General features: G+C 53.7%; 10 protein-coding genes. 8 read left to right on the top strand and 2 right to left on the bottom strand.

Going from position 1 to position 12,739, the window contains the following annotated elements; genetic code table 11:
- Window positions 1–28: 28 nt before the first annotated feature.
- Entirely contained in the window at window positions 29–1,435 is a 1,407-nt protein-coding gene (locus ACG98I_RS01900) for an SMI1/KNR4 family protein (protein ID WP_394717863.1), read from the bottom strand.
- A 134-nt stretch (window positions 1,436–1,569) separates the two neighbouring features.
- Here ACG98I_RS01900 and ACG98I_RS01895 point away from each other — a divergent pair, with 134 nt between their 5' ends.
- A complete protein-coding gene (locus ACG98I_RS01895) occupies window positions 1,570–2,277 on the top strand; it encodes a DivIVA domain-containing protein (protein ID WP_394717862.1) in 708 nt (235 codons plus the stop codon).
- Window positions 2,278–2,318: 41 nt separating this feature from the next.
- Here ACG98I_RS01895 and ACG98I_RS01890 read toward each other — a convergent pair whose 3' ends face one another.
- Window positions 2,319–2,816 carry a transporter gene (locus ACG98I_RS01890; protein WP_394717861.1) on the bottom strand — a complete coding sequence of 166 codons (498 nt, stop codon included), beginning with the start codon at window positions 2,814–2,816 and terminating at the stop codon, window positions 2,319–2,321.
- 126 nt (window positions 2,817–2,942) lie between these two features.
- Here ACG98I_RS01890 and ACG98I_RS01885 point away from each other — a divergent pair, with 126 nt between their 5' ends.
- The 7 genes from ACG98I_RS01885 (at window position 2,943) to ftsY (ending at window position 12,575) form a co-directional block, all read left to right on the top strand.
- The gene (locus ACG98I_RS01885) at window positions 2,943–3,458 is read left to right on the top strand and encodes a YceD family protein (RefSeq protein ID WP_394717859.1); all 516 of its coding nucleotides are present in this window, start codon (window positions 2,943–2,945) and stop codon (window positions 3,456–3,458) included.
- Window positions 3,455–4,192, top strand: coding sequence for a ribonuclease III (gene rnc, locus ACG98I_RS01880; RefSeq protein WP_394717858.1), 738 nt, complete (start codon window positions 3,455–3,457; stop codon window positions 4,190–4,192). Before ACG98I_RS01885 ends, rnc begins: the two co-directional genes overlap by 4 nt.
- Window positions 4,193–4,198: 6 nt before the next feature.
- Window positions 4,199–4,999, top strand: coding sequence for a bifunctional DNA-formamidopyrimidine glycosylase/DNA-(apurinic or apyrimidinic site) lyase (gene mutM / locus ACG98I_RS01875; RefSeq protein WP_394717856.1), 801 nt, complete (start codon window positions 4,199–4,201; stop codon window positions 4,997–4,999).
- A gap of 492 nt (window positions 5,000–5,491) precedes the next feature.
- Window positions 5,492–6,961: an alanine/glycine:cation symporter family protein gene (locus tag ACG98I_RS01870; protein ID WP_394717854.1), complete on the top strand. Its 1,470-nt coding sequence runs from the start codon at window positions 5,492–5,494 to the stop codon at window positions 6,959–6,961.
- Complete coding sequence (locus tag ACG98I_RS01865; RefSeq protein WP_394717852.1) at window positions 6,962–7,240, top strand: acylphosphatase; 279 nt, start codon at window positions 6,962–6,964, stop codon at window positions 7,238–7,240.
- A 42-nt stretch (window positions 7,241–7,282) separates the two neighbouring features.
- Entirely contained in the window at window positions 7,283–10,741 is a 3,459-nt protein-coding gene (gene smc / locus ACG98I_RS01860) for a chromosome segregation protein SMC (protein WP_394717850.1), read from the top strand.
- A 10-nt stretch (window positions 10,742–10,751) separates the two neighbouring features.
- The gene (gene ftsY, locus ACG98I_RS01855) at window positions 10,752–12,575 is read left to right on the top strand and encodes a signal recognition particle-docking protein FtsY (RefSeq protein WP_394717849.1); all 1,824 of its coding nucleotides are present in this window, start codon (window positions 10,752–10,754) and stop codon (window positions 12,573–12,575) included.
- Window positions 12,576–12,739: the final 164 nt, after the last annotated feature.

The following is a 12,739-nucleotide window of genomic DNA, read 5'->3' as shown; positions in this document are numbered from 1 at the left end:
CCCGGAAGATTCCGGGGCCTTCAACATTTTAGGTGAGTACACCCGTTTCTACAGTGGTACCGGGCTCAGGGGACCCTGTTAGTATTTCGCTGCGTAATGCTAGTTCTTCCAAGCTCAACGTTGGGCGGAAGCCAAAAGACACACCGCCTAAATTCTCATTGCGGCGAAGAGCATGCAGCAGCTTCATTTCAGCAGAATTCTCCAGATCTTTGATCTCTACCTTTTTCAGAGCGGGCAGCGTTGCCACAACTTCTGCTGCATCAATGCCGTTTATGTTGCTCAAGTCCAGCTGCCGAAGCGTCGGGTGGTCTTTGAGTGGGCTGAGATCCACGGAAGAAATGTCAGCAATCCTCAATTTCAAAAGCGGAATATCTTCAATGCCCGCAAGATTGAGTTCCGTATTCTTGACACAATTCAGACTCTTGAGGTGCTCCTGCGGTAAATCGCGTACTGAAACCGCGCTCTGCTTGGAAATAGTGAGCTCCTGGACATCAGTTGGAATCGAAGCAACGGCAAAATCATCTGTTTCTTTGATGGTGAAGCGTTTGGTCGGCGGTGCTACATCCGGTGTTAAACGATCCGCAAAAAGATCAGTTAATGAGTCTGCAATGACTTTGGGGCCATCTAGTTCATCTTCGCCGAAAGTGATGATCTGACCTGGTGTTCCATGAGGGCCAGGAACTGTGTCGGTTCCGATATAGTCGTGCGCCCCATCGAAAGCGAAGGGGATCCAGCCAGAGTGGAAACGGCGCAGCTGAGTTAGTCCTGGTGCGCCATTAGTGAGACCGAGATCATTCATGTCGAAATTGCGGGCTACCTCGGACAATCTCTCGTATTGGCTCGCGATGTGACGCGTGTCCAACAGACCCCATGCGTACTCCATCTCATCGGCAATATCAGGATCGCCGAAATCTGGGCCATTGCTTAAGCGCAAGAAAGCTTCCAACTCTGGTGGTATTGGTTGTCCAAGCTCTTCTGCCAACTGGGATAGTTCTTTGCCGCTAGCGCCGTCAGCAGGCTCATAGGCCCCGGAGAATTCAGCCCAGCTGGCCGTGAGCTTACGCAATTGTTCTTCCGTGAGTGCGGGAAGGCTTTCGGTTGCCTGCTCTAGACGCAGCTCAATTTGGGCCGGATTGCCATCTGTGGATGTGGTGACTTTCCACTGGCGTGCTTGGTTAAGGGTAATTTCAACATTGACCGGCTGCGATGGCGCTACGGCCTTCTGAAAAGTAGTAATGGGGTCTGCTGTCGCGCGGGAGAGAGTTTTAGGTTGCGGCAGGGAATTTCCCGCAGCGTTAAACACGCTGAGGATCTTGCTGCGGCTGCGCGGGCTCAACTTTAACGTGACTCTGACGCTGTGGGCATCGGGGATAATGGAAAAGGTCAGGGAAAGTGCTTCTAATAGGGCAGTGAGGGATGCTCGATCGAGAATCATGGCCATAGTATCCAGCCGGGAACTATTTCCTGCAATAGAAAATCTCTGAACATCGGGTTAAGACTTTCTGGGGAAGTATCGGTTGTGGCGTGGGAGATGAACCTTTACTTGAACTTTATCTATACTTGGCTGTCATGTACCGCGTATTTGAAAGCATGGATCAGCTGGTCAACCACCTCGAACAGGCCATGGGTGTGCCTATGACCTCCAATTGCATGGTGCCACGTAATGAAATGTTGGCACTGCTCGACGAAATGCGTAATGCCATTCCCGTTGAGCTTGATGATGCCCAAGACGTATTAGACAACCAGGATGAAATCATTCGTGGGGCCGAAGAGCGCGCTACCCAGACGATTTCTGACGCTGAGGCGCAGGCTGATGAAACCATCGCCCGTGCAGAAGCCGATTCCCAGGCAATGATTGATGACGCGAACCACCGCGCCACCGCTGCGATTGGCCAGGCACAGGATAAGGCGGCAAGCATTGTGGACTCCGCGCGTGCGGAGGCAGAGCGTACCGTTGCTAAGGGCAACGAGTCTTATGAGCGCTCCGTTGCTGAAGGCCACGCTGAGCAAGAGCGATTGGTCTCTGAATCAGAGGTGGCTCGCCGCGCCAACGAGGAAGCTAACCGCATTATTGACAGTGCTCACTCCGAGTCCAATCGCCTGCGCACCGAGTGCGATGAATTCGTGGATGCGAAACTAGGGGAGTTTGAAGAATCGCTCACGGGCATTTTGCGTACTATTAACTCTGATCGTGCCGCACTGCGCCGTGGTGCCGGTGCTTCCGGTAGCCGCGCCACCCAGCGTGGGTACACTTCCTATGATCGCGATGAACGTTAATTCCTCCCAAGAGAAATTAACGTTTGAGAGTGAAGTAGCTTTTAGTACGCATTTGATTTCGCAGAAACACTGAGTGCCGCTGCGATAATCGCCGCAATCATGGCCGGTCCCGCAAGGACCGGCCATACTGCTAGCACGGTAATCAGCTGCTGGAATTGGCTAAACATGCCCACCATTGACGTGGAAAGTGCTGCGCCGGCGCTGAGGATTCCGCCGATGATTGCGATGGATAAGAAGATAGCGCTGGCGCTATTCTCGGCGTAGAAAGTGATTCCAGCTGCTGCGAATGAAAAGGGCAACGCGATGAGCAAGATTGCGATGTCATCCGGTAGTGGGAAGAATGTCAGCGCAAAAATGATAAATCCGTTGATGACCGACCAGCGGACCACACCCCGGCGGGTCATCCCATCATGGGTAATTAATTGCCGGAACTTGCTTTTGGAAAGTGTCCCGAGAATAAAACTAACGATGATCAAAACTATCGCTGGGATGAGCGAGCCAAATACTAGTGGCGCCGCGATAAAATCTTGACCGTTCATGCTTTAAAGCTTAAAGGCTAAAAGCAGCTTTATTAAAGTGAAAAAGGCCCTATTTGTGCAGTACGTAGCACATTGTGAGCGGGCAGACAGGTGAAGTACAGAATCCAGGGTAGGCTTAAGGATGTTATGAACTCTCCACTGAAATTTAATGTGGCACAGTTGCTCCGTGCCAACACGTTTGAACAGCGCGAACAGACCGGGCCAGCACCAGAACGCATCGGTCTGGAAATGATTGCGGTGCCTCAAGGAAGTGAGATTTCCGTCGCGGCGGATCTGACTCCCTTGGGTGAGGGCATCATGGTTGATGCACGGATCGAAGGCACCCTCGAGGGCGAATGTGCTCGTTGTTTGAAGCCATTGCAGCGACCATTCGATCTCAAAGTCAATCAGGTTTTTGCCGCCAGTGATGATTTCATCACCGGTGATGAAGGCGACCAGGACGAAGATATCCCGTCCGTCATTGGCGAAGAGATTGATCTCCTTCAGACCGTGATTGATGAAGCCGGCATGGTGCTTCCTTTCGCACCAGTGTGTGAGGATGGCTGCGATATTGATACGCCTGAGGGTGTGGACGTTGGTGTGTCTGGTGAGGAAGAAGACCGCGTGGATCCACGGTGGTCTGGCCTGGAGAAGTTTCTGTGAGCAAGAAAAAGAAAATTAGCGGTGAACAAGCACTAGAAGAAGCATTTGCCGCAATAGAAACTGCACCTTTGCTCACAAGCTTGGGCGTGGACATTGAAGAGTCTTATCTGCGTTTGGCGTTGACCCACCGCTCTTTTGCGAATGAACATGGTCACCTGCCAAATAACGAGCGCCTAGAGTTCCTCGGTGACGCCGTTCTGGGCCTGTCTATTGCTGCGCGCCTGTATGAGAAATATCCGACGCGTCCGGAATCGGATATTTCCAAGATGCGTGCCTCAATCGTTTCTCGCTTCGGCCTGTCCGATATCGCGCGTGAAATCAACCTGGGCTCTTTCATCCTTTTGGGTAAGGGCGAGGCTAATTCCAATGGACGTGATAAGGATTCCATCCTGGCGGACACTACGGAAGCTCTCTTCGGCGCTATCTATCTGCAGCATGGTTTTGAGACCGCCCGTGGCGTTATCTTGAGCCTCTTTGAGGAAAAAGTTGAGGCTGCTGTATCTACCAGCCAGCACATGGACTGGAAGACCACGCTGCAAGAGCTATGCGCGGAACGCAAGATGCCGATGCCTGTTTACACCGCAACGTCCACCGGCCCTGAGCATGATCAGGTTTTCACCGCCCAGGTGCATGTTGAAGACCAGCTTCTGGGTGAGGGAATTGGCCCTAATAAGAAACAGGCTGAACAGCAGGCGGCTGAAAAGGCGTCCCAGATTATTCGGGTATCCAGCTAGTAGTCCATGCCTGAGTTACCTGAAGTAGAAGTAGTCCGCACTGGCATTGAGCCGCACCTCGTGGGGCACACCTTTGAAAATGTTGAGGTTTTGCACCCACGTGCGAATAGGGGACAGGATGCCCCTTTGCCTGCGGTATTGCAGGGTCGAATGGTCACCGCGGCGCAGCGCCGCGGTAAATATCTATGGTTTGACCTTGATGGGGAAGAGGACGTCCTCTTCGTTCACCTCGGAATGTCGGGCCAGCTGCGAATTGGTCATACCGATTCAAAGCATGTCCGCATCCGCAGTGAGCTTTCCGAGGGCGTCGAATTAAGCTTCATCGATCAGCGCACCTTCGGCCGCTGGCTGGTGGCTCCTTTATCTTCAATCGACCACATCGCCCAGGACCCACTGAGCCCCGACTTCGATATAGTCGCCGCTGCACGGAAGCTGCGTACGAAGAAGACGCATGTGAAGACAGCCCTGCTTGATCAAACCGTTGCTTCAGGCATTGGCAATATCTACGCCGATGAAGCGCTCTGGCGTGCGGGAGTATCTCCGCTACGCAAAGCCAACCGGTTGCTTCAACGCGAAGCAGTTTCCATTTATGAGGCGGCTGCTGCAGTGATGACTGAGGCGCTCGCGCAAGGCGGCACTAGCTTTGATTCGCTCTATGTCAACGTCAACGGCGAGTCTGGCTACTTCGCCCGTTCTTTAAATGCCTATGGCCGCACCGATCAGCCCTGTGATGACTGTGGCACTCCCATTGGCCGAGTTGTGCTCAACGCTCGCTCTTCTCATTACTGTCCGAAATGCCAAGATTAGCATCATTCAAGAGCCGTTTACGCGAAGGTTGTAAATGGGGAGCCCCACTGTTGTTTGTGCTATAAATCACAGCAGTGTAGTTTATTTTTAGATCGATGAAAAGCTGTGTCCAAAAACTGTGCGGGGCTTGGCGAACTGGCTGTAAATCTTGCAATGTCGATTCGTTGCCACTGGCGGTGAGAATTCTAAGCTGAATGACTAATGCTCAAGTGGTAGTTGATTTGCGCCGTCACGTGCGCAAAGGGGTTGTGGTGCTTGAGTTGTGAAGTCAAGAAATTGCTTCAATTGTGAATCATTTTCCGATGCTGGTGGTGAGCATGCTAACCATAGAACCTACGAACCAATGTTCTCCAAGTCTGCCTATAGATGCTGACTAAGTAGGTATTAAATGGGCATAAATTCTTCCGAACCTTGTGGTTTTCTTCGGAAATTGGTTGTTGAAAACTGTGACTCAGGTTGCTCAATGCCTGAGGGATCCCCTTTAATTAGCGTATGACTTTGCTTGAAAATGCAGTGGGCGCGTTAAACGACGGCCTTTGGACATGGATTGTTCCGTGGCTACTCATCGGCGCGGGCATCTTCTTTGGTTTCCGTACCGCACTGGTCCAGCTTCGGATGCTCCCATCAATGTTCAAGTCCGTGGTGGAACGTCCGAAGGGGACAGGCAAGGATGCTGATGAACATTACGGCGGAATCTCCGCCTTCAAGGCGTTTACAATTTCAGCGGCATCTCGCGTGGGTACCGGCAACGTCGCGGGTGTCGCAGTGGCCATTTCTGTCGGTGGCCCCGGTGCGGTCTTCTGGATGTGGATGATTGCTATCTTAGGCGGCGCGACCGCTTTCATTGAGTCGACCTTGGCGCAGCTGTGGAAAGTACGCGATGGCGATGCCTATCGTGGTGGACCTGCGTACTACATGACCAGGGGCTTGGGGTGGAAGCCGTTGGCAGTTATTTTTTCCATCGCGATCTCCTTCACCTTCGGTTTCGTCTACAACGCATTCCAGACCAACGCGATTGCGGAGTCTTTGGCGACGTCCTTCGGAAATGATTCCTTCGGCTTCCGTGCGATCGTTGGTGCACTGATTGCAGTTGTTTCCGGTCTGATTATTTTTGGTGGTGTTCAGCGCATCGCGAACTGGACCCAGATCGTTGTGCCATTCATGGCAGTCGCTTACCTAATTATTGGTGCCTACGTGGTCATCATCAACCTGGACGCGGTCCCAGAGATGATCTCTACCATTGTTGGTCACGCGCTGGGCTTCCAGCAGATTGTTGGTGCTGGCCTGGGCGCGGCAATGATGCAAGGTATTCAGCGTGGTCTATTTTCCAATGAAGCTGGTGAAGGTTCTGCTCCCAACGCAGCGGCGACCGCAACCGTGTCTCACCCTGTAAAGCAGGGCCTGGTTCAGACCCTTGGCGTCTACTTTGACACGCTGGTGGTGTGTACCATCACCGCATTTATTATCTTGCTGGGCGCCGACGTGGAATATGGCGGCGAAGCAGAAGGTGTCTCGTTGACCCAAACCGCTCTGGCATCTGAGGTCGGCGACTGGGGCGTACACTTCGTCACCTTCATTCTCTTGTTCCTGGCATTCTCTTCCATCCTGGGTAACTACTACTTGGCTGAGGCTAATGTGGAATACCTAACCACTTCTAAGAATTGGCTCTTCGTATTCCGTGCAGTAGTAATCTTTTTCGTTTGGTTCGGAGCAGTTGGATCCCTGCCATTCGTTTTCGCACTTGCAGACACCGGTGCAGGTACTATGGTGATTCTCAATATTCTGGCAATCGTGCCGTTGTCGGGCGTTGCCATTAAGCTATTGAAGAACTTCAATCAGCAACGCAAGCAGGGCATAGATCCGGTATTCCACCGTGATATGTTGCCTGAAATTAAGCATGTCGAGGTATGGGATGGCTCTGACCCAGTCACCCGCCGCAGCTTGGAGGATCGAGCAAAGTAAATGGTACGTATGACCGCTTTTGTCCGCGGACACGTTCAAGGTGTTGGCTTTCGCTGGTGGACTAGGTCCCGTGCGCTTGAGTTGGGGCTAGCCGGTCATGCCACCAATAAATCCGATGGCCGCGTTCAAGTAGTAGCCGAAGGCTCCCGCGAGGATTGTGAGAAGCTGCTGAAATTATTGAAGGAACAACCTTCTGCTACCAAGCGCCCTGGTTCTGTGGAGCTCGTAGTTGAGCAATGGGCAGAGCCAAAGGGCGAGTCCGGGTTTGTTGAACGCTAAGAATTTGAAATCCCATCGGGTGCGGTCTGTAGAATTAGCTAAATGCATTTGAAATCGTTGACGCTAAAAGGCTTTAAGTCTTTTGCGTCTGCGACGACCCTAAAATTTGAGCCTGGCATTTGTGCCGTGGTTGGCCCCAATGGCTCCGGCAAATCGAATGTAGTTGACGCCCTCGCCTGGGTAATGGGTGAGGGCAGTGCGAAGACGTTGCGTGGCGGCAAGATGCAAGATGTCATCTTCGCCGGCGCTGGTGACCGCAAAGCACTCGGCCGTGCCGAGGTCACGCTCACTGTCGATAATGCCGATGGTGCGCTTCCAATTGATTACTCGGAAGTCTCTGTCACTCGCCGAATGTTCCGCGATGGCGCGAGTGAATATGAAATCAACGGTGCCAAGGCTCGTTTGATGGATATCCAGGAGCTACTGTCCGATTCCGGCATTGGCCGAGAAATGCACATTATTGTTGGTCAGGGCAAGCTTTCTGAAATTTTGGAATCCCGCCCAGAAGACCGCCGTAGCTACATTGAAGAAGCTGCTGGTGTTCTTAAGCACCGCCGGCGCAAAGAAAAGGCGCAGCGCAAGCTGACTGGTATGCAAGCTAACCTGGATCGCCTCAGCGACCTGACGGAAGAGTTGGGCAAACAGCTTAAGCCATTGGAGCGGCAAGCACAGGCAGCCCAACGCGCAGCTACCGTTCAGGCTGATCTGCGTGATGCACGCTTGCAACTTGCCGGCGATCGTGTTGTTCGTGTCCGTGCAGAGTTCGCTGATGCTCAACGCCAAGCAGAGTTACTGGAAGAACAGGTGGCTCAAGCAACTGAAGCTTTAGAAGAAGCCTCGGGGCTGCAGATGGAGCTTGAAGATGAACTGAGTATTGTCTCTCCAAAGGCGGAAGAAGCCCAGAAGCTCTGGTTTGATCTGTCCACACTGGTCGAGCGCACCGCCGCGACGCTGCGCATTGCCCAAGAGCGCGCTAATAACGCTGGTGCTGCCACTGCCTACCAGGGACAAGACCCAGATGACTTAGAAGCACGTGCAGCGCACGCCGATGAAGAGCATGCTGAATTCGTCGAGGCAGCGGAAGAAGCTGCAGAAAAACTCGAGTCCATCCGCGAAGAAGTTGCTATGCGCCGCGAGGCCTTCGACGCGGCCGATAAAGAACATGCCGCTCAATTGCGTGCAATCGCCGATAGGCGTGAAGGCGTTGTTCGCATTATTGCAGAAGAAGAATCTCTGAGCCGTCAGGTGGAGTCTTCAGAAGCAGAACTCGAACGCAGTGAAGGTGGGGTCAAGGAAGCTGCTGAGAAGCTGCGCAATGCGCGCAATGAAGCCGGGGAAGTAGCTGAGAAGTTACAAGGCTTTGACCGCGAACGAGCACCGCTTGATGAAGCGCATGTTCGTGCACTCAGTGAGTCTGAGGCAGCTGATAGGCGTCTTGACCAGCTCCGTGATGAGCAGCGTGAGCGCGAACGAGCTGTCTACACGCTGCGTTCGCGTATTGAAACCCTCAAGAGCACGATTGTTCCGACCACTGAGATTGGCTTTGAACTGCAGCCTTTGGCGCAGATGATCTCCACGAAATATGACGTGGCGGTGGCAGTTGCGCTGGGTGCTTTCGCTGAGTCCCAAGCCGGTGAAGTCGGTGAAAGTCTCATAAGTGCCCTCACCACGGCGCAGCGCACGACTGTATTTGATACGTCCCGCGGCATTGAGAGCAATTGGCGTATGGAAGCCGAGCTGCCTAAAGACGCCAGCTGGTTACTCGATCACATCGTGGCAGTCCCAGAGGTATCACAAGGTCTGACCCGCGTTCTAGCGGATGTCGTGCTGGTTAAGGATACGGCGGCCGCAAAAGAGATTATTCGCGAAGACCCTCGTTTGCGAGCCGTTACTCCAGAGGGCGTCATGATGGGCGAGGGCTGGGTGTCTGCTGGCCAAGGTGCCCAGTCCACGGTTGAGGTCACCTCCAAGATTCAGGAAGCCGAAGCGCAATTAGAGCAGGCGACTCAGGCATTAGATGAACTCTCCGGCACCTTGGAAGGCGCCAAGTTGGCTGCCGAAGATTCTCGCGTGGCCGCTGCTGGTGCTAAGGCCGCATTGCGAGAGCATGACGCCAATGTTGAAGCATGGAAGCGAGACCATCTACGTCTGGTTTCTCAGGTGGAAACTAGCCAAAGAGACCATGAAAAGCTAGCCGCACGTGCAACCGAATTGGACGTGACTCTTGCTGATTTGCGCGCCAAATTAGCCAAAGCTCGTGATCGTTTGGCCCGCGTCGATAAAGATGAACCAGATACTGAAGCATCCACCACTGAACGGGATACTGCTGCATCTGCGTTGGACACCGCGAAATCTATGGAGATGGAAGCGCAAATGGCGCTTCGTCTTGCTCAAGACAAGGTCGGTCAGGTCGCTGGCCGGGGTGATAACCTTCGCCGACAAGCGCAGCAAGAGCGTCAGGCAAAAGAGCGTCATGATCGTGCCATGGAACGTCGCCGTGCATTGGGAGAGTTGGCCCGCACCGTGGCCAAGCACGCTCGCACCATCAGTGAGCGGGCTACCGATGCGCTGACTCGCGCGGCGGAAGCCCGCGATGAGCTCAATACTCAGCGAACTGCGTTAAATAATCAGCTCAATGCGGCCAAGCAAACCGTCAATGGCGCGCGTCAGCGCGTGGAACAACTGACCAATAAGGCTCACTCCGGTGACATTGCACGGTCCCAAGCCCAGGTGCGCCTAGATGAGGCTGAAGAGAAGATCTCGGAACAGCTGGGCATTGCCATTGCTGACTTGCTGCGTGATTACACGCCTGGCGAAGATTTTGACCGAGCTGCACAAACTAAGCGTTTGAAGCAGGCGGAGAAAGACCTTAACTCCTTAGGCAAGGTCAACCCGCTTGCGCTAGAAGAATTCAAGGCTTTGGAAGAGCGCTACTCCTTCCTGTCCACGCAGCTCGATGACGTGATTGAGGCGCGGAAAGACCTGCAGGGCGTTATTGAGGATGTGGATGCGCAGATTCTCCAGCTCTTCAGTGATGCCTGGAATGATGTGGAAGCTGAGTTTCCAAAAGTTTTTGCCACACTCTTCCCTGGTGGTGAAGGGCGCCTGATTCTGACTGAACCGGACTCATTGTTGACTACCGGTATTGAAGTTGAAGCGCGTCCACCTGGCAAGAAAGTCAAGCGTTTATCCTTGCTTTCTGGTGGTGAAAAGTCCTTGACCGCGCTCGCAATGCTGGTAGCAATCTTCCGTGCGCGTCCTTCGCCGTTCTACGTCATGGACGAGGTTGAAGCAGCACTAGATGATGTCAACCTACGCCGTTTGATTGCGCTCTTTGAGGAACTGCGCAAAGACTCCCAGCTCATCGTCATTACTCACCAGAAACCGACGATGGATGTTGCGAATGTGTTGTATGGCGTAACTATGCGCGGTGACGGTGTGACGCGTGTTATTTCCCAACGTATGAACCCAGCAAACGCAATGGAAGGCGCTAAACGTTAAGATAGGGCGCATGGAAGCGAACCTAGGATTATGGATTGGCATTGCCGTTGTCGTCCTCATCGTGCTCATTGTCCTCATCGTGCTGTGGGGCAAGAAGCGTGGTGAGGATAAGAAGGTTTCCTTTGAGAAACCCGAGGAAGAGCCAAAGGAACTGACCCAGCAGCAAAAGTCCGGTAATTATCAGGCACAGTCTGGGTTTAATTTCGCCCCAGCAAAGACTGCTGAACCGGTGGTCAATGAACCCCATAAGCAAGAAGAACCTGCGAGGAAAGAATCTGCAGCACCAACCCCTGCTGTAGAACCACACAAGCAGGAGCCAGCTAAGCCTGAGCCGGCTTCGCCTGCGGAGCCTGCTAAGCCGGAGCCAGCGAAGGCTGAACCTACTAAGGAATCTGAACAAGTTGCTCCTGCTCCTGCTTCGGTGGAGAAGGGGTCTAAGTCTTCTGTAGAACAGAAGCCGGTTGATGAGCCGAAGGCTGAAGAGTCTCAAGCTGAGCAAGAAGAGCCACAGCAGGGTAGTGGTGCAGCAGTCGCTGGTGCCGCAGTCGCAGGCACTGCTGCTGCAGGCGCAGCTGCAGCATCTGCGCAATCGGACGAAGATGCCGAAGCGGAGCAACCAGAAGAAGAAAAGGTTGAAGAGCCTCAAACAGAAGAGTTACCTGTAGTCGAAGAGGCTCCGGCGGCAGCGCCTTCAGTTGAAGAGGAAGAATCGCCAATCTTTGATGAAGTGGCGGAGGACCTGGATGCTGAAGATGTTGCAGATGATGTAGCAGAGCGTGAGAAGGCACAGGAAGCTGCTGATGCAGCGGATGCGCAGGCTGACTCGGCAGCGCAAGCGCTGGAAGAAACCCCAGTGCCAGAAGATCCTGCCACCCCGCCGGAGCCAACTGAACCTCTTGATGAAATTGCGCCAGCTGGCGGCCGTTTAGGTCGTCTGCGTGGACGTTTGTCTCGGTCCCAGAATGCTATCGGACAAGGCTTGATGGGCATTTTGTCCGCAGGTGACCTGGATGAAGATGCCTGGGAAGAGATTGAAGACACCCTCATCATGGCGGACTTGGGCACCACAGTGACCATGAAGGTGACTGACTCATTGCGCGACAAGATCGCTGAGCGTGGTGTCGCGAATGAGGCTGAGGCACGCGCGATGTTGCGTGAAACCCTGATTGAGGTTGGGCATCCAGAAATGGATCGCTCAATCAAAGCGATTCCACACGAGGGCAAGCCAGCAGTCATCATGGTTGTTGGCGTTAACGGCACGGGTAAGACGACTACGACAGGCAAGCTGGCACGCGTTCTGGTGTCCATGGGTCACTCGGTTCTGCTGGGTGCAGCGGATACATTCCGTGCGGCAGCGGCAGACCAGCTCGAAACTTGGGGCCGCCGCGTTGGTGCCTCCACTGTTCGCGGCAAGGAAGGGGCGGATCCAGCATCGGTTGCATTCGATGCCGTCGCTACTGGCGTAGAACAGCAGGTAGACGTCGTTCTGGTTGATACCGCGGGCCGTCTGCACACCTCTAATGACCTGATGGACCAATTAGGCAAGGTCAAGCGTGTGGTTGAGAAGAAGACCGCAGTTGATGAGGTCCTGCTGGTTATTGACGCCACCGTCGGTCAGAACGGCCTGATGCAAGCACGTGTATTCCGTGAAGTAGTGGATATCACAGGTGTTGTCTTGACCAAACTGGATGGTACTGCCAAGGGCGGAATTGTCTTCCAGGTTCAGGAAGAGTTGGGTGTACCAGTCAAGCTTGTGGGCTTGGGTGAAGGTGCAGACCACCTTGCGCCATTTGAGGTTGAAGGATTCGTGGACGCATTGCTCGGTGAGCAGTAACCTGTTGTTCAACCGAAAGGCACGCCCCTGGCTCCGTTGTGTAGCTGAGGGCGTGCTAATCTTTCTGTGATGACGAATACAAATGCCTCAAAACCCGCTGTGCGTATCCGGCACAACGGCACCAACGGCTATATCAATTCGTGGGGTCCCCATCTGTCTGGCTT

Source organism: Corynebacterium sp. L4757 (assembly GCF_043673995.1).
Taxonomy (GTDB): domain Bacteria; phylum Actinomycetota; class Actinomycetes; order Mycobacteriales; family Mycobacteriaceae; genus Corynebacterium.
The sequence above is the reverse complement of the archived record's forward strand: the minus strand, read 5'-3'. Positions and strand labels throughout refer to the sequence as shown.